Origin of the sequence: Streptomyces sp. MNU89 (genome assembly GCF_020982505.1) — a bacterium.
Classification (GTDB): Bacteria; Actinomycetota; Actinomycetes; order Streptomycetales; family Streptomycetaceae; genus Streptomyces; species Streptomyces xinghaiensis.
In genome coordinates this window covers 6,215,763-6,237,752 of record NZ_JAJKLL010000001.1, presented here as the reverse complement: position 1 = coordinate 6,237,752, position 21,990 = coordinate 6,215,763, and the positions used below count along the sequence as shown (strand labels likewise).

General features: G+C 71.1%; 21 protein-coding genes and 1 pseudogene. 11 read left to right on the top strand and 11 right to left on the bottom strand.

All coding sequences use genetic code 11. The features are described 5' to 3' along the window. The first annotated feature begins 195 nt into the window (after positions 1-195). Entirely contained in the window at positions 196-1,815 is a 1,620-nt protein-coding gene (locus tag E4N63_RS26635; protein ID WP_267134051.1) for a ricin-type beta-trefoil lectin domain protein, read from the top strand. Positions 1,816-1,995: 180 nt separating this feature from the next. Here E4N63_RS26635 and E4N63_RS26630 read toward each other — a convergent pair. The 3 genes and pseudogenes from E4N63_RS26630 to E4N63_RS26620 all read right to left on the bottom strand — a co-directional run. Next, positions 1,996-2,315 (bottom strand): annotated as a pseudogene (locus E4N63_RS26630) (DNA helicase UvrD); the annotation flags it as partial. Positions 2,316-2,431: 116 nt separating this feature from the next. Beyond that, entirely contained in the window at positions 2,432-2,929 is a 498-nt protein-coding gene (locus E4N63_RS26625; protein WP_125622727.1) for a DUF4357 domain-containing protein, read from the bottom strand. 246 nt (positions 2,930-3,175) lie between these two features. Then, positions 3,176-3,898, bottom strand: coding sequence for a hypothetical protein (locus E4N63_RS26620; RefSeq protein ID WP_230241853.1), 723 nt, complete (start codon positions 3,896-3,898; stop codon positions 3,176-3,178). A 421-nt stretch (positions 3,899-4,319) separates the two neighbouring features. On the opposite strand from E4N63_RS26620, the gene E4N63_RS26615 reads away from it, so the two are divergent. Then, positions 4,320-5,279, top strand: a complete 960-nt coding sequence (locus E4N63_RS26615; protein ID WP_125622725.1) for an ethyl tert-butyl ether degradation protein EthD — start codon at positions 4,320-4,322, stop codon at positions 5,277-5,279. A gap of 214 nt (positions 5,280-5,493) precedes the next feature. On the opposite strand, the gene E4N63_RS26610 is transcribed toward E4N63_RS26615, so the two are convergent. After that, positions 5,494-6,003: a hypothetical protein gene (locus E4N63_RS26610; protein WP_125622724.1), complete on the bottom strand. Its 510-nt coding sequence runs from the start codon at positions 6,001-6,003 to the stop codon at positions 5,494-5,496. A gap of 459 nt (positions 6,004-6,462) precedes the next feature. Between E4N63_RS26610 and E4N63_RS26605 the strand changes: the two genes are divergently transcribed. Beyond that, complete coding sequence (locus E4N63_RS26605; protein ID WP_230241852.1) at positions 6,463-6,843, top strand: hypothetical protein; 381 nt, start codon at positions 6,463-6,465, stop codon at positions 6,841-6,843. Between the two features lie 78 nt (positions 6,844-6,921). Then, a complete protein-coding gene (locus E4N63_RS26600) occupies positions 6,922-7,845 on the top strand; it encodes a hypothetical protein (protein WP_230241851.1) in 924 nt (307 codons plus the stop codon). Between the two features lie 66 nt (positions 7,846-7,911). Here E4N63_RS26600 and E4N63_RS26595 read toward each other — a convergent pair whose 3' ends face one another. After that, a complete protein-coding gene (locus E4N63_RS26595) occupies positions 7,912-8,496 on the bottom strand; it encodes an SMI1/KNR4 family protein (RefSeq protein WP_228429704.1) in 585 nt (194 codons plus the stop codon). 812 nt (positions 8,497-9,308) lie between these two features. On the opposite strand from E4N63_RS26595, the gene E4N63_RS26590 reads away from it, so the two are divergent. The 3 genes from E4N63_RS26590 to E4N63_RS26580 are packed head-to-tail and all read left to right on the top strand — an operon-like array spanning position 9,309 to position 12,787. Further along, the gene (locus E4N63_RS26590; protein ID WP_230241850.1) at positions 9,309-11,546 is read left to right on the top strand and encodes a glycoside hydrolase domain-containing protein; all 2,238 of its coding nucleotides are present in this window, start codon (positions 9,309-9,311) and stop codon (positions 11,544-11,546) included. 10 nt (positions 11,547-11,556) lie between these two features. Continuing rightward, positions 11,557-12,204 (top strand): hypothetical protein, encoded by a 648-nt coding sequence (locus E4N63_RS26585; RefSeq protein ID WP_230241849.1) that lies wholly within the window; start codon positions 11,557-11,559, stop codon positions 12,202-12,204. Further along, positions 12,095-12,787 carry a hypothetical protein gene (locus E4N63_RS26580; protein ID WP_230242670.1) on the top strand — a complete coding sequence of 231 codons (693 nt, stop codon included), beginning with the start codon at positions 12,095-12,097 and terminating at the stop codon, positions 12,785-12,787. Before E4N63_RS26585 ends, E4N63_RS26580 begins: the two co-directional genes overlap by 110 nt. Positions 12,788-13,098: 311 nt before the next feature. On the opposite strand, the gene E4N63_RS26575 is transcribed toward E4N63_RS26580, so the two are convergent. Further along, positions 13,099-14,064 carry a glycoside hydrolase family 6 protein gene (locus E4N63_RS26575; protein ID WP_230241848.1) on the bottom strand — a complete coding sequence of 322 codons (966 nt, stop codon included), beginning with the start codon at positions 14,062-14,064 and terminating at the stop codon, positions 13,099-13,101. A gap of 418 nt (positions 14,065-14,482) precedes the next feature. Here E4N63_RS26575 and E4N63_RS26570 point away from each other — a divergent pair, with 418 nt between their 5' ends. Beyond that, entirely contained in the window at positions 14,483-15,496 is a 1,014-nt protein-coding gene (locus E4N63_RS26570) for a LacI family DNA-binding transcriptional regulator (RefSeq protein ID WP_230241846.1), read from the top strand. Between the two features lie 474 nt (positions 15,497-15,970). On the opposite strand, the gene E4N63_RS26565 is transcribed toward E4N63_RS26570, so the two are convergent. Continuing rightward, positions 15,971-17,467, bottom strand: a complete 1,497-nt coding sequence (locus E4N63_RS26565; protein WP_374112836.1) for a helix-turn-helix domain-containing protein — start codon at positions 17,465-17,467, stop codon at positions 15,971-15,973. Between the two features lie 219 nt (positions 17,468-17,686). Next, complete coding sequence (locus E4N63_RS26560; RefSeq protein ID WP_125622716.1) at positions 17,687-18,802, bottom strand: saccharopine dehydrogenase NADP-binding domain-containing protein; 1,116 nt, start codon at positions 18,800-18,802, stop codon at positions 17,687-17,689. Between the two features lie 124 nt (positions 18,803-18,926). Between E4N63_RS26560 and E4N63_RS26555 the strand changes: the two genes are divergently transcribed. Next, entirely contained in the window at positions 18,927-19,493 is a 567-nt protein-coding gene (locus E4N63_RS26555; protein ID WP_125622715.1) for a TetR/AcrR family transcriptional regulator, read from the top strand. 133 nt (positions 19,494-19,626) lie between these two features. Here E4N63_RS26555 and E4N63_RS26550 read toward each other — a convergent pair whose 3' ends face one another. Together E4N63_RS26550 and E4N63_RS26545 are read right to left on the bottom strand one after the other, a co-directional pair. Then, complete coding sequence (locus tag E4N63_RS26550) at positions 19,627-19,749, bottom strand: hypothetical protein (RefSeq protein ID WP_308188751.1); 123 nt, start codon at positions 19,747-19,749, stop codon at positions 19,627-19,629. A gap of 147 nt (positions 19,750-19,896) precedes the next feature. Next, the gene (locus E4N63_RS26545; RefSeq protein ID WP_125622714.1) at positions 19,897-20,505 is read right to left on the bottom strand and encodes a TetR/AcrR family transcriptional regulator; all 609 of its coding nucleotides are present in this window, start codon (positions 20,503-20,505) and stop codon (positions 19,897-19,899) included. A gap of 67 nt (positions 20,506-20,572) precedes the next feature. Between E4N63_RS26545 and E4N63_RS26540 the strand changes: the two genes are divergently transcribed. Then, positions 20,573-21,505 carry a DMT family transporter gene (locus tag E4N63_RS26540; protein WP_125622713.1) on the top strand — a complete coding sequence of 311 codons (933 nt, stop codon included), beginning with the start codon at positions 20,573-20,575 and terminating at the stop codon, positions 21,503-21,505. A 35-nt stretch (positions 21,506-21,540) separates the two neighbouring features. Here the strand turns inward: E4N63_RS26540 and E4N63_RS26535 are convergent, their stop codons facing one another. Next, complete coding sequence (locus E4N63_RS26535; RefSeq protein WP_185831111.1) at positions 21,541-21,681, bottom strand: hypothetical protein; 141 nt, start codon at positions 21,679-21,681, stop codon at positions 21,541-21,543. 9 nt (positions 21,682-21,690) lie between these two features. Here E4N63_RS26535 and E4N63_RS26530 point away from each other — a divergent pair, with 9 nt between their 5' ends. Continuing rightward, on the top strand, positions 21,691-21,930 hold the full coding sequence (locus E4N63_RS26530; protein WP_230241844.1) for a hypothetical protein: 240 nt from the start codon (positions 21,691-21,693) through the stop codon (positions 21,928-21,930). Positions 21,931-21,990 lie beyond the last annotated feature (60 nt).

Here is a 21,990-nt window from a genome sequence, read left to right as displayed (position 1 = left end):
GGGGGCGCCGGGAAGGCCCCTCCTTGCGCACCGGGGGTCTTGACACCGCCCGAAGCCCCCCTACCATCCATGAATGTCTGACACTTCGAATGTCGTTCGACATATCGAACGCTCTGTGTGTCCCCGCACCACCCGTGCCGTGCCCTGTCCCTCTTGCGAAAGGAACGGACGGTGCTCCTACGATCACGCAGACGGCTGCTCGGCCTCTGTGCGGCCGCCGCGTTGACGGTCACCGCATGTGTCACGGCCCCGGCACCGACGGCCCGGGCCGCGCCGGGAAGTCCCGCGGTCACCCCGCCGATGGGCTGGAACAGCTGGAACAGCTTCGGGTGCGGGATCACCGAGGCACAGGTCCGTCAGGCCGCCGACGCGATGGTGTCCTCGGGCATGCGGGACGCCGGCTACCGGTACGTGGTGGTCGACGACTGCTGGTTCGACCCGCAGCGCGACGCCGCGGGCAACCTGCGGGCCAATCCGTCCACGTTCCCGAGCGGGATGAAGGCGCTCGGCGACTACATCCACGACAAGGGCCTGAAGTTCGGCATCTACCAGGCCCCGAACGAGCGGACCTGCGCGCAGGGCGTGGGCACCTACCCGGGATCGACGGGCAGCAAGGGACACGAGAGCCAGGACGCCGCCACGTTCGCCTCATGGGGAGTGGACTACCTCAAGTACGACTGGTGCTCCTCCAGCGGCACCCGGGACGAACAGGTCGCGCGGTTCACTCTCATGCGCGACGCTCTGCGCGCGACCGGACGCCCCATCGTCTACAGCATCAACCCCAACAGCTTCCACGCCATCACGGGGGACAAGTACAACTGGGGCGAGGTCGCCGACCTGTGGCGGACGACCGAGGATCTGCTCGACATCTGGCAGAACGGCAACACCAACAGCTACCCGATGGGCGTCGGCAACGTCCTGGACGTCACCGCACCCCTGGCCGCCCAGGCGGGCCCCGGCCACTGGAACGATCCCGACATGCTCGTCGTCGGCCGCCCCGGCTTGTCCCTGACCGAGTCCCGCTCCCATTTCGCCCTGTGGGCGCTGATGGCCGCCCCGCTCATGGCGGGCAACGACATCCGCACCATGTCCGCCGACGTGAGCGCGATCCTGCGCAACCCCCGTCTGCTGGCGGTGAACCAGGACCCACTGGGCGCGGGTGGCCGCAGAGTGCGCGACGACGGCGACACCGAGGTGTTCGCCAAGGCCCTGTCCGACGGATCGGTCGCCGTGGGCCTGTTCAACCGGGGGAACGGCGCCACGACCGTCACCACCACGGCCGCGGAAGCCGGTCTGTCCGGCGGGTCGTTCACCCTCACCGACCTGTGGACCGGCGGCACGTCGAGCACGTCCGGCCAGATCTCGGCGAGCGTTCCCGCGCACGGCGTGGCCGTGTACCGGGTGACCGGCGGCAGCCCGCTCGCCGCCACCACCTCCCGGCTGCGCACCGCCGGATCCGACCGCTGCCTCGACGTGGACGACGCCTCCACCGCGGCCGGGGCGACGGTGCTGATCTGGGACTGCCACACGGCCGCGAACCAGCTCTGGACGACCTGGGCCGGCGGCGAGATCCGGGTCTTCGGCGACAAGTGCCTGGACGCCTACGAGCAGGGCACCGCAGGCGGCACTCGCGTCGTCACCTGGCCCTGCAACGGGCAGGACAACCAGAAGTGGACCCTCGGCCCCGACGGATCCATCCGCAATGTCCACGCCGGGCTGTGCCTGGACACCGACCAGGCCGGCACGGCCAACGGGACTCCGCTCGTCCTGTGGACCTGCGACGGCCGGGCCGGCCAGCGGTGGACCCGCGTGTGAGCATCCGGCGGGCGCCGGGCCCGCCCGTCCGGCCACGGGCGGCCGTGTGTTCAGGCTGTGCGGCAGAAACGGACTCGGCGGGCCGCTCCGCGTCACGCTCAGGGCCTCGCGGGCCCGGGTGCGGGCGACGAAGAGAAGGCAGCGTTCGCGGAGCAGGTCGGCGTCGTGCTGCAGCGGGTCCGCCTCGCGGGCGCTGTACAGGCGTTTGGCCCCCAGGTGTAGGCGTCGTCGTGCGGGAGGACGTTGACGAGCAGGAACACATCGCTGCCGTAGTCGGGGGCGAGGACGGCACCCCGCCAGAAGTCCGTGATGCGGATGGTGCGCATGCGGCGGTCACGGGCGTTCTCGACGGACTCCGGGTGCAGCCCCTTGTCCGCGTTCAGTTCGGCGGCGCTGAGCACCTGGAATTTCGCCATGGCCTTGCGCACTCCGGCCCGGACCGGCTTCTCCAGCGTGTCGTAGCCGTCCCAGAAGCTCTGGGCGAAGGCGAGCCGGGGCATGGGGGTCTTCCTCTCTGCCGGTCGGTGTCTCATCGTCACCGCTTCGTCATCGCCGCGGTGGGGCCGCGGCCGGCCGTGCGGCGATCTCGCGGACGGACGCCAGGAGCCCGGCGGGTTCACGGTCGAGGTCGAAGCTGTGCTGGTACACGCCGTCGCACCAGGTTGTGCCCCGAGACGTTGGAGCCGCGCACCAGCCATGCCTTGCGCGGGGCGCGCCAGGCGGTGGACAGGTAGTCGGCCGGCGGGTACCCCTCGTCGGTCCGCCAGGACTCCGGGCCGGAGGCGTCGTAGCCGTACACCAGCGCGGCGGCCGAGGAGGAGTTGCATGCGATGTCCCGGGCCGTCACCCAGCGCGGCGGTGGATGCGGAAAGCGCGGACCGGCGGGGGCGTCGGCGAGCCCGCCGTCCGCGCGCAGCTCCGCGCGGAGGCGGCGGGCGTGGTCGCCGAGACCGGGCGACGCCTCGGCGGCCACCGCCGAACCCTCCCGCAGCAGGAACTTGTTCGTGCCGTTCCAGCCGAACTCGGTGAGCAGATACCCGCGCGCCTCACCACCGCCCCTGGGAAGCCTGATGCGGAACTCGGGCGCGGCGGGGAGGCGTTCGGGCTGCGGCATGCGTGACCTTCCGGGTGAGCGAGGTCGACGCGAACACCGAACACCTTACGTGTTGACACAGTCAAGCAACCTCCTGCTCCTACCGGACAACCGCTCTTGCCCGTCAGCCGCCGGGGGTGGCGGGCGAGGGCCGCCTCCGCCGAGCCGAGCCGTCTTCCCTGAGCCGTACCGGCGGTACGGCCGCACCGTCCGGACGGCGGCGATCCGCGCCGCGGGCCGGGCCGGCCACCCGCCCGGCCCGCTTCCTCAGCCGGTCCGGGGCGGTCCGGTCTCCGGCGTCGGCGGTGGAGCGCCTTCGCTCGATGCCTCCGCGGCGCGCTTCTCGACGAAGTAGGCGCCGAAGGTGCCCGCCAGGGCGGCGACGACCACCACCGAGTACACCGCCAGCAGGACCTGCAGGACCCTGCCGTAGGCACTCACCGTGCGGACGGGCTCGCCGCTGATCGTCATCAGCGCGGTCGCGTGCAGCGTGGCGGCGTAGGAGCCGTGGGCGCCGTCGAACTCCCACAGCAGCTCACTGGCCGCGACGACGACGATCAGCGACACCATGGACAGCCACACCGCCCGGTCGCCGAGGATCCGCCCGGCCGAGCGGGAGGACCGCAGGGTGGAGGAGAGCACTCTGCCGGTGCGCAGCAGCCGCAACGACTTCAGCAGGCGCAGCACCCGCAGGAACGGCAGCACCAGGAAGATGATCTGCCACCCGTTCCTGCGCAGAAAGCGGCCGCGGTGGCGGGCGAGCGCGAGCCGGGCCGCGAACTCGGCGGCGAAGGCCCCCCACAGCAGCCACCCGGCCACGGCGAGGGCGGTGGCCGCCCCGCTCCCCGGTTCCGCCATGCGCTCGCCGACGACGACCAGCAGGAACAGCAGCCCCAGGCCGCTCATCACCGGGGTGAGGCGCTCCAGCAGGTCGTGCGCCAGCACATCACGGGAGCCGGCATCCCACCGTTCCGGACGGCGCCGTACCACGCTGAGCCACCTCCGCTGCGAACCCGCCCCGCGCGGCGCGACGGGACCCACCACTTCACCACTTCACCACGACACCGGAACACCTGCCGGACCTCAACCCCGGGACCTCCGGAGTGCCCCATCGGGGCTCCCCCGGCCGGGTCATCCCATGGGCTCCTTCCCCGGAAAGCCGCGGGCACCTGCCGCCCATGCGGCCGTCGGCCAAGTCGCGCGGACCGGGACAGGCCATCTGCCCATCCACCAGCAGAGGACATGCCGCGATGTCCGCGCGGAAGACGTGAGCCGCCCTGCGAGTCCTGGAGACGGCGTGGGAATGCTTACCGTCGATTGAAGAACGGTCATGTCATCGGCGCGGGCTCCGCGGCCGGAGCGGTGCGGCGGCGAGAGAGAACGAACCGGGCGAGGCAGGGCAGGGACCACGATGGAGAACAGGCGATCGGGTGATGTGGCGGACGCGGACGGCCTCGTCGAGAACGCCGCCGAGATCGCCCTGACGGCGTTCTGCTGGTGGCGCACCGATCTCCCGCAGGACGTGTGCGAGGACTACTGGCGCGATGTGCACGGGATCATGTTCGCCCGCGCTCCGGGCCTGTGGCAGTACCGGCAGCTTCGGCTCGCCGCCAACCGTCCCGATCTCTGGCCGGCGGTCCCGGGCGTCTCCTTCGACGCGCCGGACGGAGCACAGCCTCAGGGCATGCCGCACGGACTCTTCCTTTCCGAGGCCGATCTGGCCGCGTTCGGCAGTCATCCGCTCGCGAGGGAGACCATCCCCCACGACGCCCGCACCTTCATCAGCCGCATCGGCGCCCAGCTCTCGCCTCCCGGCGGCGGCCGCACGCTCGTCGACCGCCTCAACGCCCCCGCCCCGCAGGGGGCTCCCCCGGTGCCGACCTTCGTGCTCTGCTTCGTCCCACGAGCGGGAGCCGCGCCGGCCGAGGCGTTCCACCGCCACCTGACGGAGCATGTGGCGCGCCCCTGGAGCGGGCATCCGGACGTCCTGCGTCTGCGTGTCGAGCCGCTGCCCCCGTACGACCGTTCGGCCATGAGCTCGCCCGGCGTGCCGCACCAGTGGCCGGCGGACGAGACCTATCTCGGCTGGATCGAGCTGGCGGTGCGCGACGAGGGCGTCGCCGGCGATCTCCTGAGGGGCGCGGTCGCCGATGAACTCGCCGAACACGTCACGGCCGTCCACTCGTACCCGGTCCGCGAGATCTACACGATCATCGCCGCGGGGCGGCCGACCGAGGTCGGCCTGCGCGGCTGTCCGGCGGTGCGGACGATCACCGCCGCGGGCGCCGACGATCAGCGCGGTGAGGCGATCCTGCACCTGCTGTACGGCGATGCCGTGCGCGGGCTCGACCAGCCCGGGTGGCGGAGGTGAGGTGGGCGCCGGAGCTCTGACATGCGGACTTCAAGGCACGGAACAGCCGGGGCGGCCCGGGGATCGTCTGCCGCGAACGCCACTCGCCGCACCGGCGGTCACCTGCTCACGGTCGGGGGGTCAGGGGCTCCTCTTCCGGCCGTCCGGCCCTCCGCGCGGCCCCGGCGTCGTCGCGCCCGCCCGGGGCCGGGCGGGCGTGAAGCGTGTCAGCCCGTCAGAGTTCCCGGAGGTAGTACATGGTGCGGAAGCCGCCACTGGTCGAACAGCTCAGCGTGTTCTGCGTGTTGGTGTACGTGAAGCCCTGCGGAACTGTGCAGGCCCAAAGCCCCGTCCGGGGGGCGCGCAGGTAGTACATGGTGCGGAAGCCGCCACTGGTCGAGCAGCTCAGCGTGTTCTGCGTGTTGCTGTAGGTGTAGCCGGGCATGGTGGTGCACGCCCACAGGCCGTCCGCAGGGGGCTGCACGTAGTACATGGTGCGGAAGCCGCCACTGGTCGAACAGCTCAGCGTGTTCTGCGTGTTGGTGTACGTATAGCCGGGCGGGATCGTGCAGGACCAGTACCCGGCGGCGGCAGAGTTCTCGGCCGGGGCCGCGGTCCCGGCCGCCGCCGGAGCCGGGGCGGCGGGCGGCGCGGCGGACGCCGTACTCGGGGCCAGGGCGGCGCCCAGCATGACGACGGCGGAGCCGACGCCGAGCAGCAGGGAGCGGAGTCTCGATCGCAGCATGGAACAGCACTCCTGGTTGGTCGTCCGGCGGACAGAACCAACGGGTGGGGGGCCGGCCGGAGTCCGTCCTGTGCTCTGGCCGCCGCAACGCGATGGGATGCTCGCAGGCGCACCGTCCACCGGCAAGTGCCCCTCCCCCGCCACCGTCGAAGATCGGCCGGTCGCGAAGTGGACACCGGCCTGCGCCGTTGCCCCGAACACCGGCATCGGCCGCTCCCCGGCGCCTTGTCCTGTGGCCGAAAGACCGCGCCGCGCCGTCTCCTACCTCAGTCTCGCCCCCCGATCCGCTGACCCGCCGGGCACGGACCGACCGGCCAACCGGCGTCGCGGGGCCGCCCTCGGACCGGCGTCCTGAATTGATCCCCCGCGGCGGATAATGCGTTGAAGCCGTGTCGGCCCGTGGTTAGAGTGCAGCGGTCGTACGATTTGGCATGGACTGCTCAAACACACCCCGGGGGCGTGCCCGAGGTCAGCCTGGACAACTTCAACGGCGGCGACGGCTCCAAGGACATCGCCTACGACGCCATCGCCTTCGTACCCGGGGACTACGACGGTCTGAACGACATCGTCTTCCCCGAAGCGGACCCGAACGCGCCCGACGTCGACTTCGTGGCCGCTCAGGATGCCGAGGAAGTGCCCGCGGGAGCCGCTTCGAAGTCGTCGGCGGCCGCCGCGCAGGAGAGCCCGGAGTGCGCGACCGGTCGCGACGGGATCCGGTGGTGCGGCTCCTATGTGCCGCTGGACGAGAAGAAGGCCGCGTCCCCGAAGAGGGAGGGGCGTGCCTCGGCGGCCGCGGGCCCCGTCGGCTGGTGCGCCAACGTCAACGGCGCGGCCATGTAGAGCAGGACGCAGGGGTGTCTGCGCGGCCTGCTTCCGCTGACGGCGACCCGAGACGGCGTCCCCGTCGGCAACGCGACCATGAAGGTCGTCCAGGAGATCAACCTCGACCCCGAGTCGAACGAGTTCACCACGTGGACCCAATTGTCTCTGGTCAGCATGACGGGGCTCACCTCCACCACGCTGACGTCGTTCGCGGAGGACTGCTGGCCGACGGGCGACTGCACCGAAAGCACCGGGCCCTGGACCGGCAGCACGACGTGGACCCCCGGTGACACGCACGTCGCCACCCGGACCAACACCTACACCTGGAAGAAGACCACCGGGGGCGAATCGAAACTGGACTTCACGTGGAACACCGCTTGGTCCACACCGAGCGCCGGTGTACAGGCCGTCCCGAAGTGGACCAACAACGCCTTCGACATCCGCTGCGACAACAAGGTGGGCGGCAACACCGGATGCGTATTCCCGCGCTACACGCCGACGCTTCAGCTGAACACCGGGAAGTACCCGGCCGCTGCCGCGTACTACTGGGTGCTCATGGAGAAGCTGGCCTCCCACCCCGGCAGCGAGCGGCGCAACAAGCCACTGCACCGCCTGGCGGACGATGCGAAGGCCAAGGAGAACCGGGGCAAGATGTGCAGGCTCGCGGTCGCGGAATGGAACCCGCATCCGGACGCGGACGGCACCAGTTGCGACGAGTACCCGTTCGCCAAATCCCGTGAGAGCGGCGGGATGACACTGTCCTCGGGCAAGTACTGCGCACAGTTCTACGCGGACAAGCAGTCCAATGGGAGCTGGATGCTGAAGCTCGACAACAACTACCCGTATCCGACATGGAACGAGATCTGCGGCCGCGCCGCGGTCCCGGCCAAGCAGAACACGGATGCCGGTGGCGACCTCGGACGGTTCACCTCCGAGATCCGCCTGCTCGACCATGACCCGTACGTCGTTCAGACCGGTTTCGAATACTGCGACATCAAGTCGGTCTGCGACATCAGCTGACAGCTGCACCGCCAACGAGACGTCCCGCCGGATCACGGTGATCCGGCGGGACGTCTCGCTACGGGGTCAGCCCGTGACCCATTCCAGCATGCGCCCTTCATGGACCGACGGACGGCACCGCGCGGCCGGCAACCGCAGCGATCCCTCCACCGCCTCGCACAGATCGGTCAGCATCGGAGCCATGGACGGCCAGAGAGCCACGTACTCCGGGTCGCCGAACGAGATCTCGCCGACCTCTCCATAGTGGCCCGTACGGTGGTCGACGAACAGCAGATCACCCGTGAGGTCCTGGGCGAACGGAACCCACTGGGTGTGCGCGATGCGCCCGACCACTTCCTTTCCGTAACCTTCCTCGGCCGCTTCGTTCGCCATCGAGGAGAGGTTCTGATGCCATTCCAGGATTCCCTCGGTATCCAGCAGGCTGTACCCGAGGAGAAAGGCGCCGGGCTCCGTGCTGGATCTGCGGGGTGTGACACCGTTGTGTTCCGAGAGAAGCGCCTTCACATCACCGTGGAGCGGGAAGCCGATTCCGCTCTCCAGAGAGGATATGTCGGCGTCTGACGCCCCTGGGCGGAGCGCGGAATAATCGCCCGGGGCGTTCCGCCGAAGCCACTCCTCGAATCGGCGCCACAGTTCCTGCATGTTGTACATCCCGTCCATGGTGGTTCCCGCGCGGGAAAGCCGAGCTGCCGGTTACCTCCGGCACCGTAGCAATCCGGTCGGCCGACGGTGGATCGGGTTGCTCGACCGTGGCCAACAGCCCGCCGGCACGGCCGCGCCGCCCGCCCGGCGCACCGGGCACGGTACCGTCCCGGCACCGCGCGTGCCGCCACCCGGTGCCGGTGCACCCGAGTGCGAGGCGACTGTGCGGGGCCGCCTTCCGGGAACCGGCCCGCCCCCGGCTCATGAGAGGCGGCTCGGCGGGGATAGGCGCCATAACCCCCGGGAGCATTCTCGAGGCGGAGCCCGGCACGGCAGCGGCTCGACGAGCGGTGCGCGAACGGCGAACTGACCACCGAGAAGTACCGCGAGCGCGTCAGGGAGCTGGGAGATACAGCTGGTCGAACGGGACGCCGCCCCGGTGTCCTCCCCCACATGGCTGAATGTGGTCAACGTCCCGGCCCGGCAGCAGGTGACGGTGCGTGTGGCCTTCGACGACTTCGGCGGGCGGAGCGAACCGGCCATTCGCGGGCGGACAGGAATCCTCCGTTCCGTCTCCTCCTTGCGCCATCCGCGTGATCCACACAGGGAGTCGACGGCTTCCTCGCCATTCCGGCCCACGGAGAGATTAGGACATCCGTTCGCGTCATACCTCGGCGAAGATCCGGACCGGCCTACAGTGATCAGGTTCCTGAGGGCTGAGGGAAGGGCCCGGCAAGGCCGCCGCCCCGGACGCAGTCCGCATCCCCACGCTTTCCCTTGCCTCCCCTTCCTTCTTCCTTCCCCCGCCGAGAGGGCACTCCATGGCCGACGAGATGGTGCGTCAAGCCCAGGTCTTCATCAACCGCACGTACGGCAGCCGCATCGGCATGACCGTCGAGGAGAACGGGCGGACCGGCTGGAACACGATGTACGCCTTAACCCGCGCGCTCCAGTACGAGCTGGGCATCACCAATCTGTCGAACAGCTTCGGCCCCGCCACTCTGGCGGCCATCGCCGAGAAGTACGGCAAGATCGACGCGTCCAACGTGCCGTCCGCGGACTTCTGCCGGATCCTCCAGTCCGCCCTGTACTGCAAGGGCTATGACGGCGGCGGTATCGACGGCACCTACAGCGCACGCGTCCAGCAGTCCGTCGCCGAGCTCAACGCCAATATGGGGCTGAGCTCGGTCTACCCGGGCAGCGCTCTGTGGCCGAAGGTCGTCAAGGGCCTGTTCAACATGGACGCGTATGTCACCGTCAACGGCGGCTCGGACGCGGTCCGTTCAGTGCAGCAGTGGCTCAACGGCCAGTACGTGCTGCGCAAGGACTTCTACGTCATCCCCTGCGACGGCCACCACTCGCGCGATGTCGCCAAGTCGACGCTCTTCGCCGTCCAGTACGAGATCGGGATGGCGGACGGGGTCGCCAACGGCGTCTTCGGCCCCGGCACCCGGTCCGGGCTCAAGTCGCACACCCTGTCGGTCGGCAGCTCCGGCAACTGGGCACGGCTCTTCACCGGCGCGATGATCCTCAACCAGCGGCCGGTCGCCTTCGGCAACTTCACCAGCGAGGTCGCCACCGCCGTCCGGAGCTTCCAGTCCTTCGCGAAGCTCCCGGTCACCGGCAAGGGCGACTTCTCCACCTGGGCCTCCCTCCTCGTCTCCTACGGTGACCAGAGCCGCAGCGGCGAGGCCTGTGACGGCGTCACCAAGATCACTGACGCCCGCGCGGCCACCCTCAAGGCGGCCGGTGTGAAGTACATCGGCCGCTACCTCACCAACCCCAGCGCCACGTCTCTCCCCGAGAAGGCCATCCAGCCCGGTGAACTGGCCACCATCGCCGCGAACGGCCTGCGCTGCTTCCCGATCTACCAGACGTACGGCCGGGACGCCGACGGCTTCACCTACGCCGCCGGACGGGCCGCCGGACAGGCCGCGGCCAACGCCGCGTTCGACCACGGCTTCAAGCCCGGCACCCGCATCTTCTTCGCCGTCGACTTCGACGCGCTCGACCACGAGGTGACATCGAACGTCCTGCCGCACTTCAGGGGCATCGTGGACGCGCTGGCAGCCGACGGCGGACGGTTCGAGGTCGGGGTGTACGGGCCGCGCAACGTCTGCACCCGGGTCGGCGAGGCCGGGCACTCCACCGCCTCGTTCGTCTCCGACATGTCCTCCGGCTTCTCCGGGAACTTCGGCTACCCGCTGCCCGCCGACTGGGCGTACGACCAGATCGTCACCCGTACCGTCGGCTCCGGCACCGGCGCCATCGAGATCGACGTCAACATCGCCTCCGGCCGCGACACCGGCCAGGGCTCCTTCAACGCGCCCCGGCCGCCGCGCCCCGACGCCGCCTTCGACGGGTCTTTCCTCAAGGCACTGCACGAGGACCTGAGCCGCTACATGCGCAGCATCGGCTTCGAGGACGACGGTGGCACCGGTCCCGACGCCCGTCTCTTCACCCACACCCAGTGCTTCGAGACGATCATGTCGCACGACGCGCAGACCACCCAGCTGTCCCGTGCGTACAACATGCGCAAGGCGCTGATCCAGACCTCCGCGTACTGGGAGATGCGGCACTACGACCTGATCGACCAGGGTGTGGACCACCAGGTCGCCTCGTACCACCTCAACGGCATCGGCATCGTCAGGGACTCCTCCACCGGCATCGGGCAGATCAGCGGCGAGGTTGGGATCCGCGCCTGGAACCACGGCATCGACAAGGGCTTCGTCACCGGCACCCGCTCCGACCCGGCCAAGGACGCCGACATCTGGGCCATGTGGCAGAAAGTCAACAAGGACAACGCCTTCTCCATGCGGACCGTGCCGCTGATCCATCTGTGGGGTGTCGCCGGCAAGCCCGGCGGCAAGAACCCGCCGGCCGGCGAGACCACCCTGCGCGCCATGAGCCTGGACTACACCGAGGGCGAGATCTTCGAGATCATCCGCCGCTACCAGGGCTGGGGCAACCAGGCCGAGCGCGACGCCGGCAAGCGAATGGGGCTCTACCACATCTTCGAGAAGTACAACAGCCTTGTCCGGCAGCTCGCCGGTACGTGAAGTGGTCGCCATGACCACCACGTATCCCGCCGCCCTGCCCCTGCTGCTCGGTATCGTCGCCGCCGCCGTGACCGCCCTCGGTCTCGTCGGATACGGCTTCCCGGCGATTGGCCGGGGGGCCGTGGCGCGCGGTGGCGCCGCGCTCTCCGGAGCCCTCGCCGCCCTCGCCTACGCCTGGGGCCTGGTGTCGCTCTTCCTCGACGAGAGCGGCACCGCCCAGGCCTGCCAGGACGCGAGCCCCTCGCTGTACGGGCAGGTGGGCGACTACAGCGTGTCCTACCTGCCACCCGCCCTCAACTGCCGTCTGTCGTCCGGCGGTTCCTATGAGGCGGCCGTCCCCGGCTTCCTCACACCCGTGATGACGGTCTGCACGGTGATCGCGGTGACCCTTGCCCTCATCGCCGTCGCCGAACACCACCGCACGGCCCGGCCCCGGCCCGAGCACCCCGCCACCCCGAGAAGAGGAACACATGAGCGCCACCCCGGCCTCCCCGCTGTCCCGCAGAGGTCTCCTGCTGCGTGCCGCCGCCGTCGCCGCCGCCACGGCGGTGCTCCCGCACTCGCAGGCGCTGGCCTCCCCGGCGTACGCCGCCGAGCCGCGGGACTACGCCTTCCCCAAGGCCGTCCGCGAGGGCGTCGCACGGGCCGAGGCCCGTAACGAGCGGCTCCTCACCGGGACCCGCTCGGCCAACGGGTGGGACATGGAGACCGCCGCCGACCGGGGCGGATCCATCGCCACCCGACCCGTGCCCGGCACCCCGGTGACGGACCTCCAGGTCCGTCTCGGCGCTCCCGAGACCGTTCTGGTCCATCTCGTCCGCCGCTTCCACTACGAGATCGCCGGGCTCCAGCCGGGCGAGGCCGTCGGCTGGACCGCCCCGAAGGGGCTCCGGGGGCCCGCCCGGAACCTGGCCTCCGGCACCGCCGTCCGCGTCCGGCCCGGCCACTACCCGCCCGGTACCAAGGGCGGCTACTTCCCCCTCGAACTCGCGGTGCTCCGCGACATCCTCGCCGAACTCGACGGCGTGGTCCGCTGGGGCGGTGACGACCGCGCAGTCGACGAGGCCCTCTTCTACCTCGCCGCCGGCCCCGGCGACGCCCGCCTGACAGCCGTCGCCGAACGCCTCCGCGCCCGTGAGACGACCGCCGGCGGGGGCGTCGGCACCCTTGTGGACGTCCACGACAAGCGCCGCCGCTCAGCCGCCGAGGCCCTCGCCCGCCGCCAGCGGAACGCGGCCTGACGCAGTTCCGCGCGCGGCCCTTTCACACCCGTCACTGTCACCCGTCGCTGTCACAGGGACCACTCGATGACGCCATCCACTACGGACGCGGAGCGCCCGGCGAAGGGAAGCTCCGGATCGTTCCGCGTGCCGGGCGGGGCGGCGGCGAGAGCACCCCTGGCGCCTGGCCCCCGGCGCCTGTGTCGGGCGGACGTGGCGCCGGTGGGCACGGCCCGGAGACCGGTGTCGTCGTGGAGACGGTGCCCGTGGCCCGGCCGCGAGGCGGGATCGGCCGGGCCACGGGGGCACGGGTGCCCTGGAGCCGGCCGGGGTCAGTAGCCGTGGATCATCTTATAGGCCACCTCGGGGAGGAACTGGCCGGCCGAGGAGCCGCCTCCGACGCCGCAGTTACCGTCGGACTCACCCGGCGCCTTGATCCACAACAGCATCTCGGCGCCCCCGCCCAGCTGGGTGGGCGTGCCGATGCGGCGGCCCGAGGGGTTGCACCACTCGCCGTTGGAGCCGTTGCCGTTGCGGCTGGTGTCCACGACGAACGGCTTGGTGTAGCCGTAGCGGGCGCTCAGTTCACGGTTGACGGCGTTGCCGTAGGCGGTGTTCTCGCCCGTGGTGAAGTAGTTGGAGACGTTCAGCGAGAAGCCGTGGGCCTGTGGGAGGCCGGCCTCGTGCAGCCGGCGGGCCATGGTCACCGCATCGGTCCAGCCCGGGTTGCCGGCGTCCATGTAGACCCAGGTGTTGGGGGCCTGGCGGCTGAACTCGGAGAGGGCGCCGCTGAGCATGGCCTCGCGCTCGTCGATCTGCGCCTGGTTCATGCAGCCGTAGTCACCGAGGGAGTCCGGTTCCAGGATGACGACGGCCGGACGGTCCCCGACACCGCCGGCGAACTGGGATATCCAGTTCGCGTAATCGGACGGCGAGGAGGCTCCGCCCGCGGAGTGCCCGCCGCAGTAGTCGCGGTTGTAGACGTTGTAGGCGACGAGGATGGGCAGCTTGTCCCGGCTGTCCGCGGCGCCCGCGTACTCTCCGGTGGCGGGGCCGATGGCGCCGCTCCAGGAGCCGAACCAGCGTGCCATCGGGGTATTGGCTATCGCGGAGTCGATCTCGGCGGCCCGGCCGTCGCCGGGGTTGGCGGCGACCCACTGCTTGGCGCTGGAGTCGGGGTTCACATAGAACCCGTTGGTCATGGTGGTCGGGTCGGCCGCGTGGGCGGACGGGGCGAGGGTGAGCGCGAGCGGCAGGGTTAACAGCGCTGCCGCCAGGGTGCGGAGTCTGCGGCGCATGTCTGTACCTCGGTTTCGTGGGGGATGCGCCGCCCGCTCTCGTCCCGAGCGTGCGACGCGCTGAAGGAGGTGCGGTGGTGCGACGGCCCCGCACGGCGACGGGCTTTCCGCGCCGACCGGCGGGGACGACCTGCGCGAGATGCGACGTCGAGACTGGAAGCGCTTCCAACCAGGAGCGCTTTCAACGCCGAACCCCGGCATGTGACCGGTATCGTTGTGCCGCTCTGTTTCCCCTGTCAAGGGGTTCTGCTCCGCAGATCGGTGATGCGGCCGAAGGCGAAGGAGACACGACTGGAAGCGGTCCCAGTTTTTGCCCCTCGGGGCCTCCTCCCCCGGGCCGGCTCCCATCCGCGAGACGGGGGCGTCCGCATGCGCGAGGATGGGACGCCGTCGGGTCGACAGCGAGGGGATCGAGTTCATGGCAGAGGATGCGCCGCGTCGGCGACCGACGCTTGACGAGGTGGCCGGACTTGCCGGCGTGTCCCGTTCCGTGGCCTCGCGGGCTCTCAACAACGCCCCGCACGTCAGCCGGGCCAAACGCGAGGCGGTCGAACGGGCCGTCCGGCAGCTCGGTTACGTGCCCAACCCGACCGCCCGGGCGCTGGCCACCCGGCAGACAGGAGCGGCCGCCCTGGTCGTCTCGGGAGAGGATCCCTCGATCTTCGCCGATCCGTTCTACGCCCAGGTGATCGTCGGGGCGTCGGCCGCTCTGGAGGAGGCCGACCTGCATCTGATGCTGTGTCTGGCCGCCTCCGACCGGGGCCGCAAGCGGGTGGAGGAACTCTTCCGGTCCAAGGTCGCCGACGGCGTGATGCTGATGGCGCTGCGCGAGGACGATCCGCTGGCCCGGATGGCGGAGGAGGCGGCGGTGCCCGTCGTGTTCGGCGGCCGGCCGGTCGGTGCGGTGCCCCGCTGGTATGTGGACGTCGACAACACCGGCGGGGCGCGCGAGGCGGCCGAATACCTGGTCTCGCTCGGCCGGACGCGTGTGGCCGCGCTCTGCGGGCGGATGGACACCGAGGCCGGACGTGCCCGGTACCGCGGGTACCGGGACGCCATGCTGGCGGCCGGTCTCGATCCGTTCCCGCCGCGGGAGGGGGATTTCACCGAGAGCAGCGGGGCCGCCGCCATGGCCGCGCTGCTGGCGGAACACCCTGACGTGGACGGGGTGTTCGCCGCCAACGACAACATGGGGGTGGGAGCGCTGCGCACGTTGCGCGGGGCCGGCCGGAGGGTCCCCGACGACGTCGCCGTGGTCGGCTTCGACGACCTGGCCCCCGCCCGGGCCTCCGATCCGCCCCTCACCACCGTGCATCAGCCCATACAGGCTCTCGGGCGGGAGATGGCGCGCATGGTCGCCGCCCTGGTCAACGGGCAGGCCCCCACCCCGCTGATCCTGCCCACCCGGCTCGTCGTCCGCGCCAGCGCCTGACGGCCGGGCAGCCGCCGGGGCGGGGTGCCGCCGCTGTCGGGTTCACGCCCGGTGGTGAACCTCTGGCGCCGGACAGCACGAACCGGAAGGTGTCCGCGTGACGTCTGGCAGCGTGACGTCTGGCAGCGTGACGTCTGGCAGCGTGACGTCTGGCCGCGTCACCCCGTCGCCGTGCGGCGGTCCCGCCCGGCGGGCAGCACGGCCCGCCCGAAACGAACGGGATCGGCACGGTCCGTGGCCCCGCTCCCACCTCGATGTGCTCGCCCACGTCCTCCGGGTTCCCCACGACACAGGCCTCTCACGGACTCGGATCGGTGAGCGTCCAGGGCGGGCCGTCACGCTGTTCCCCGTGGCGACGGCCCGCCCTCCCCGTTCCCCTGGCCGGTGTCCTACCGGGCAGGGTGAGACAGACCTTAGGAAGCACTGCGGACGGCGGGCAATGCGCACGGTGCGCAGCCGCGGGGCCGCGGCTGTTCACGGTGCACGGTCTGCGATGCGGAACGCATGGACCAGGTCGTGGATGCCGGGGCCCGGGGTCAGAAGGCCGCGCTGCAGGAGCTGTTCGGCGGTGCGCAGGTGGGCGCGGACGGTGGTGCGGCTGATGCCGAGGTCCCGGGCCGTCCGCTGGGCATCGGCGCCGGCCTCGACCCAGGCGCGCAGCGTCCGGTGCACGGCCCGGTCCGTGCCGGACAGCAGGGGCTGGAGGAAGGCCTGGGCCCAGGTGACGGCCGCTTCGGTGGACAGCAGACCGTCCACCGAGGGCGTTGGCGGCGGCTCGGCCACGGGGTCGCCGTCGGGTGACGGGAGATCGTTGATCGCCAGGGCCAGGGCGAGTTCGGCGCGGCTGCGGGGGTCCTGCAGGTCGAGGCCGAGGGCGTCTTGAACACGTCCCAGATGGGCGGTGACGGTGTTGCGGCTGACGTCGAGCAGCCGCGCCACACCGGAGCGGGGGAAGTGCAGAGCGAGGCTGGTGATGTCGAGGGTGAGCCGGGGAGCCGCCCTGATCGGCTCCAGGAAGGCGCGGGCCCAGGCGAGGGCTTGCGGACGGGGGAGCAGCCCGGCCAGCGGCGGCCGGCCGTGGTAGTCGGCCACCCGTTCGGGTGTGTGACAGGCGACGGCCAGGGCGTGGTGGGCTTGGTCGTAGGCCCGAGCGGTGTCCGGCAGGGGCACGGCGGCGCTGATACCCAGCGCGTAGTGCGGGTTGTCCCGCACCAGCGCCCGCAGGGGCGCGGCCGGGCTGCCGCTGCCGTCCGCACCGCCGGCGTCGTCGTCCGGGGGCAGGAGGCAGATGAGGTGGTCGTCGTAGACGGGGCACCGCACCATCAGGCCGCGGCCGTGATAGCCGGACGCGTCCTCGTGGGCGTCGATGATCCTGCCCCGGTCCGCGGGCGGGCAGCGCAGCAGGTGAACGCGCAGACGTTCGGCGTCCAGCAGCGGCGGGACGGCACCGGCCGTCATCCGGCGGGCCAGCGTCGGCTCCCCGGTCATCAGGGCGGCGAGAATCGCCAGGCGCAGCCGTGCTGCCGCCCGCTGATAGCGGAGGGCGAGGCCGTCGGCCCGCCGGGCGCGTCGCACCACCTCGATCACGGCGCCGACATGGGACGTCAGCGCCAGCGCCTCCCGCGTGAGCGGCAGCGGGCCGGCCACCACCAGCACCGGACGCGGCCCGTCCCGTCCCAGCGCTTCGCACCGCACATGGAACGCGCCCACCTGCGAGGCCGCGGCGGCCAGTTGTCCGCCGGACAACCGCGTCAGCACCGGCCGGAGACTGTCGAGGATGGCCGGCGGAAACCGGGCCGTGGACGCCTCCACCGTGCCTCCGCGGTCCACCAGGGCGATCTCCGCGCCGAGTTGCCGCCCCAACCAGTCGATCAGCGTCTGCGGACCGGGATCGAGATCGGCGTCCTGGCGGGCACGAGAACTCAGCTGACGCAGCAACTCATCGAGTACCTGGGGTGTCGACACGGCCATCCTCCGCCGGCTCGTCGGCCGCATGGTCCGGGCCGGCCGGCGCGCACCCCCGGAACCCGGAGTACCGGCGGACTTCCGCACGGTACTCGTTGAGCGCCTGGCCGGCCTGCCTGCCATGCGACATCCGATCCTACGGGGAAACCTCACCCCCGGGCGCCTCCCGGAATCCTGCACGAGACGCCGGCCCGGCAGCCGCGGCACGGCGGGCACCGGTGGTCCTCAGTCCAGTACGAAGGTGCCGCCCGCAGTCGTCGCCAGGTCGGCCCCGAGGGCGGCGGCCGGCGTCCAGGCACCGGGCCTTCCGACGCCGCGGGCCAGCAGTTCGGTGACGGCGGCGGTGACGCCGGCCGTGTAGTCCATACCGTCGCCGGCTCGGAGCCATCCTTCGCGCCGGGTGCCGTCCTCCCACTCGACGACGGCGTGCCCCCAGGAGTGGGTGCGCGGACGGGGCGCGGCCTTGATCCGTACCCGGGCGAGCCGGCCGGCGGCGAGACGCCGCAGCGCCGGAACGGACAGCAGGCGGCCCAGCGACGGGAGCAGGGCACGGGCCGGCGGAGCGGCCGGCACGAGAGCGGACGTGGCGGTGACGAACGGTGCTCCGCTCGCCGCGTGCGCCGCGGTGAGCTCGCCGGACGCGAAACCCGCCGACTTCGCGGACTCCCCGTCCGGAAAGGTGAGTTGCTGCGGGCCGGCGCCGAGGCGCGACGTCACCGGCCGCCCGTTCTCGTATCGCCGTCCGCCGGCGGCGAGTGCGTCGACCATGCTCGCCGCAAGGGCGGCACCGAGCACACCCCCCTCGATGGCCACCGAGGCCACGGAGTCGACTCGCACCCGGCGCGGCGCGGGTCGCCCTTCGCAGAGCTTCGCCACCACCGCCTCCGTCGCCAGCACACCGAATCCGGCGCCGGTGACCAGGGTGCTGCCCGCCCGCACCGCTTCGTCGTGCAGGGCGAGCAGCCGGTCCACGGCGACCACGTCGTTGGCCTGGTCGACGTAGTGGCCGCCGGGCATGCAGGCGCGGGCGATCGCCGGTGCCGTGGCGGCGAAGGCGCCCATCGTGTTCACCACCACCCGCGGGCGCTCCCGGACAATCTTCTCCGCGATCCGCTCGGCCGAGCCGGCGACGACGACCTTCGCGTCCCCGGGCAGACCGGCTTCGGCCGCGGCGGCGATCATCCGCTCCCGGCGGCGCCCGACCGGCACGACCGTCAGCCCCCGCGCGGCCAGTCGCGCGGTCACGCCCCGGCCCACACGGCCGGTCGCCCCGACGACCCACACCTCGCCACTCGTCCTGCTCTCGTCTGTCGTCCCGCCGGTTCCGCTGGTCTCGGTCATGCGAACCTCACCCTGCCTGCTCCGGGTCGCACCGGGGGCGGGCACCCCCAGTGATGACACAGTGTGCCGTGAGCACAGGCTAGCACTGACAACACAGTGAGACATCACCTGTTAGAGTCCTCCCATGGCGAGGTGGGATCCGGGTGCCGAACAGCGCCTGAAACGGGCGGCTCTGGAGCTGTACATGGAGCGCGGCTACGACAACGTGACGGTGACCCACATCGCCGAGCGGGCCGGACTCACCCGGCGCTCCTACTTCCGCTACTTCCCGGACAAGCGCGAGGTCCTGTTCGCCGGCGCGGAGCACCTGCCCCCGGCGCTGGCGGAGGCCGTCCTGGCGGCAGACCCGGACGCGGCTCCGCTCACCGCCGCCCTCGACGCGCTGGCGCGCGTCGGCGCCCGGCTCGTCGAGCACGTGGACGGCGTGGCGGAGCGCCGGGCGGTGATCGACGCCAGCCCGGAGTTGCAGGAGCGCGAACGGACCAAGACGGCCGCTATCGCCGAGGCGATCCGCGATGCCCTGGTGCGGCGTCAGGTGGACACCGGGACGGCCGAGCTGGTCGCACAGATCGCCACGGTGGCCGGCAACAACGCCTTCCGGCGCTGGATCGAGGCCGGGGGACATGCGAGCTTCGGCAGTTGCCTGGACGCGGCGGCCGACGACCTGCGAGCCGTCCTCGCCGGGACGTGAGTGGGGCGGCCCCGTCGGCCGGTGGGTCCCACGAGGCCCGCGTCCCGGGATGCCTCATCGCGCCGGACATCCCAGCAGGTCAGCGCGGAGGCGTACCAGGGTCTTCGGCACGCTCCGTCAGATCCTGTGGCGTTCACCAGGAGCGGAGCTCGTTGACGGCGAGAAGCCGGGCGAGCCGGGCCCCGCGCCGCGTGGACGACAGAAGCTGCGTGAACGTACAGGTGAGCGAGCCGACGTGCGGTAGCGCATGGTTCATGACGCCGGGCTGGACGCCGGGCACCCGCGAAGGCGAGTCCGGATCCCCGTACACCGCCGCGCGCGTACGGTCACTCGGGGTGGACAGTGCGGACCGTGCGCCATTCCCCTCTTTCCGGCTCGCAGAAGCGAACTCCCAGGTGTCGCCTCACCGCTTCGCTGCGGCGTCCCCGATGGCGGCAAGGAGAGCTTGCGCCTGTTCGCGGCCATGGCTGACGGGGTCCGCGAAGATGTTCAGGCCGTGGGCGACGAGCGCTCCTTCGTGAAGCAGCATGAGTGTCCGGCCCAGATGGCCGGCCCCGTCCGGGGTGATGTCTCCGGCGAGGTCGGTGAACAGGGCGAGCATCCACTGCTTCTGCCCGGTGATGATCGGGTGGGCCGGGTGGCGTGGATCGCTGATCTCGGCGTGAGCGTTGACCATGCCGCACCCCTTGGAACTGTTCTTCGCCGACCACGCGCGTGAGGCATCGAAGACGGCCAGGACGCGCGCTGCCGGCACCGGCTGTGCGGCGTCGAGGCACTGGGCGAGGAAGGCCCGCCAGCGTTCATCACGGTCAGCGAGGTACTCCACGACGATCTGCTCTTTGGAACCGAACCGGTCGTAGAGGGTCTTCTTCGTCACCCCGGCCTCGGCGGCGATCAGGTCCACCCCGACGGCATGGATGCCGCGCTCGTAGAACAGCCTCGCGGCGGCCTCCAGGACGCGCCGTGCGGCAGGCGTCATCGTGATCCGTCGCGGCCTCTCGGCAGTGCCCATACCTCAAGAGTATACCGATCTGTATAGTGAGCATGGGTATACCGATCTGTTTAGTGGAGGGGGAGGCGTGAACTTCCTGCTCTCGATCGCCTTCGTGATTTGCTGGAGTTCCGGGTTCATCGGAGCCAAGCTCGGCGCGGGCAGTGCGTCTGCGGTCACGATCCTGATGTGGCGGTTCCTGCCGCTGGCCGTCATCCTGATCGTCATCGCCACCGTCTCCAGAACGTCGTGGCGGGACCACACGGTGCGGGATGTGGCACGGCAGGCCATGATCGGCGTGCTGTCTCAGAGTGGCTATCTCCTCACCGTCTACTACGCGATCCAGCTCGGGGTCTCCAGCGGCACCACAGCCCTGATCGACGGCGTCCAGCCCCTCGTCGCCGGAGCACTCGCCGGACCGTTGTTGCGTCAATACGTCTCGCGCGAGCAGTGGCTCGGCCTGTGCCTGGGGGTGAGCGGCGTCGCCATCGTCACCATGGCGGATGCCGCGGCCGGCACCGGTGCGGCCTGGTGGGCCTATCTCATCCCCTTCCTCGGCATGTTCTCGCTGGTAGCGGCCACGTTCCTCGAAAGCCGTTCCCGCGTGCGGGTCGCGCCCGCGGTGTCGCTGACCGTCCACTGCGCCACCAGCGCCGTCGTCTTCACGGCACTCGCCGTGAGCGCCGGAGCCGCAAAGCCACCCGCTGAGCTCTCGTTCTGGGCAGCGATCACCTGGCTCGTAGCCCTGTCGACCTTCGGCGGATACGGGCTGTACTGGCTCATCCTGAGGCGCTCTGGAGTCACCAAGGTCAACACACTCATGTTCCTCATGGCCCCGGTCACGGCAGTCTGGGGAGCCCTCATGTTCGGCGAACCATTCGGTCCGCAGACCGCTCTCGGCCTGGCCGTCGGCCTCGCAGCAGTCGTCATCGTCCATCGCGGTGACACCTCGTCCACCAGGGTGTGCGCGCGGGATACGGACACGGGCGAGCCCGCGAGGCCGGCGAAGTACGGCGCCTGATACCTCTGCCTCGTTACAGAGGAGGAGTTTCCTCTTCATCTGCGGCACCGGCCGCCAGGTATCAGGAACCAGTGCGGGAACGGGCGGGCGAGGTTGGCGTGCGCGGTGGGCTTGTCCGCGAGTTCGTGCTCCAGCCGGCCGGGGATGCGTTCAAGATCTTCGTTGCGCTCGTCCAAGATGCCGGTGTGGACGAGGAGTTGGCGGATGTAGCGCTGGTCCCGGCTGGGCGGGAGCTCATCCAGCAGGTCGTGGCGCCGGCGGACGCTCCCTCCCCGTTCCCCGCCATCCAGTGGATCAAGGAAAGCCCCAACACCAAGCTCCTCGCCCAGCTCGCGGCCGAAGGCCACCCGCTCACCACCGCGCTGTGCCTGCCCCCGGGTACACGGCGCGGGGAGGTCTCGAACGCACGTAACCACGGCGGGTGACAGCGGGTCAGTCACCGCTCTCGCCGGAACGGCCCGGGGCCACTGCGGTGAGCACCCGGG

Coding starts and splice junctions, on each gene's coding strand:
- E4N63_RS26595 (WP_228429704.1), bottom strand. CDS start 8,496: ATGTACAACATGCAGGAACTGTGGCGCCGATTCGAGGAGTGGCTTCGG.
- E4N63_RS26590 (WP_230241850.1), top strand. CDS start 9,309: ATGGCCGACGAGATGGTGCGTCAAGCCCAGGTCTTCATCAACCGCACG.
- E4N63_RS26555 (WP_125622715.1), top strand. CDS start 18,927: ATGGCGAGGTGGGATCCGGGTGCCGAACAGCGCCTGAAACGGGCGGCT.
- E4N63_RS26545 (WP_125622714.1), bottom strand. CDS start 20,505: ATGGGCACTGCCGAGAGGCCGCGACGGATCACGATGACGCCTGCCGCA.
- E4N63_RS26575 (WP_230241848.1), bottom strand. CDS start 14,064: ATGCGCCGCAGACTCCGCACCCTGGCGGCAGCGCTGTTAACCCTGCCG.
- E4N63_RS26570 (WP_230241846.1), top strand. CDS start 14,483: ATGGCAGAGGATGCGCCGCGTCGGCGACCGACGCTTGACGAGGTGGCC.
- E4N63_RS26585 (WP_230241849.1), top strand. CDS start 11,557: ATGACCACCACGTATCCCGCCGCCCTGCCCCTGCTGCTCGGTATCGTC.
- E4N63_RS26615 (WP_125622725.1), top strand. CDS start 4,320: ATGGAGAACAGGCGATCGGGTGATGTGGCGGACGCGGACGGCCTCGTC.
- E4N63_RS26550 (WP_308188751.1), bottom strand. CDS start 19,749: ATGAACCATGCGCTACCGCACGTCGGCTCGCTCACCTGTACGTTCACG.
- E4N63_RS26610 (WP_125622724.1), bottom strand. CDS start 6,003: ATGCTGCGATCGAGACTCCGCTCCCTGCTGCTCGGCGTCGGCTCCGCC.
- E4N63_RS26560 (WP_125622716.1), bottom strand. CDS start 18,802: ATGACCGAGACCAGCGGAACCGGCGGGACGACAGACGAGAGCAGGACG.
- E4N63_RS26625 (WP_125622727.1), bottom strand. CDS start 2,929: ATGCCGCAGCCCGAACGCCTCCCCGCCGCGCCCGAGTTCCGCATCAGG.
- E4N63_RS26600 (WP_230241851.1), top strand. CDS start 6,922: ATGAAGGTCGTCCAGGAGATCAACCTCGACCCCGAGTCGAACGAGTTC.
- E4N63_RS26565 (WP_374112836.1), bottom strand. CDS start 17,467: ATGGCCGTGTCGACACCCCAGGTACTCGATGAGTTGCTGCGTCAGCTG.